Here is an 871-nt window from a genome sequence, read left to right as displayed (position 1 = left end):
TCGCCGCGCGATGACACCTGATGTGAGGCGCTAGCCAAACCGGTCCTTCCACGCCTGCTGCGCGCCGCCGAACGGCAGCGCCGTCGCGCAATACACACCGCGTGCGATCGCGCGTGCGACCACGTTGGCGGCGACGGTGCCGAGCTCGGTGAGGCCGACCAGCGGCTCGATCGGCTTCTCGCAGGTCGCAGCCGCAAACAGCACGTCGCCGTCGGTCGGCGCATGCACCGGATAGATGGCGCGGGCAAAGCCGGTGTGGGCGATCATCGCCAGCCGCTTGGCCTGGGGTTTGGTCAGCACCGCATCGGTGACGACGGCCCCGATGGTGGTATTTTCGCGCGCGCTCGCTGCGGGACCGCCCTTGATGCGCATGCGGAGCATGTCGTCGGTGAACTTGTCGGGCAGGCCGCGTCCACCGTATTCGCCGTCCACCTCGAACGGCGCCGCCCAGAACCACGGCCCGTCGCCGACGGTGACACTGCCGACCGCGTTGACGGCGACGATCGCCGCGACCTTGACGCCACCAGGCGTCACGTCCGAGGCCGAGCCGAGCCCGCCCTTGAACGTCGCGGTGGTGGCACCGAGGCCCGCGCCGACGCTGCCGAGCGGGAAGTCCGTGCCGGCGGCGGCTGCCGCGGCGTAGCCGAGATCGCGATAGGGCGAGAAGCGTCCCCAGGCCTTGTCGCCGCCATTGAGGAGATCGAACAGGATCGCGCCCGGCACGATCGGGATCAGCGCTTCGCGAACCCGGTGGCCGCGGCCCTGCTCGGCGAGCCAGGCCTGCACGCCGCCGCCGGTGTCGAGGCCAAAGGCGGAGCCGCCCGACAGCGCGATCGCGTCGACGCGTTCGACGGTATTGGCGAGATCGAGC

Annotated in this window: 1 protein-coding gene; it reads right to left on the bottom strand. The window is 71.1% G+C overall.

The features are described 5' to 3' along the window. Positions 1-30: 30 nt before the first annotated feature. Positions 31-871: P1 family peptidase (locus tag AC1D00_RS43270; protein WP_477014947.1), on the bottom strand; the 841-nt coding region annotated here is incomplete at its 5' end.

It is taken from the genome of Bradyrhizobium sp. P2_E8 (genome assembly GCF_056403875.1).
Note: the sequence above shows the minus strand (reverse complement) of the source record. Positions and strands in the feature narration are given on the sequence as shown.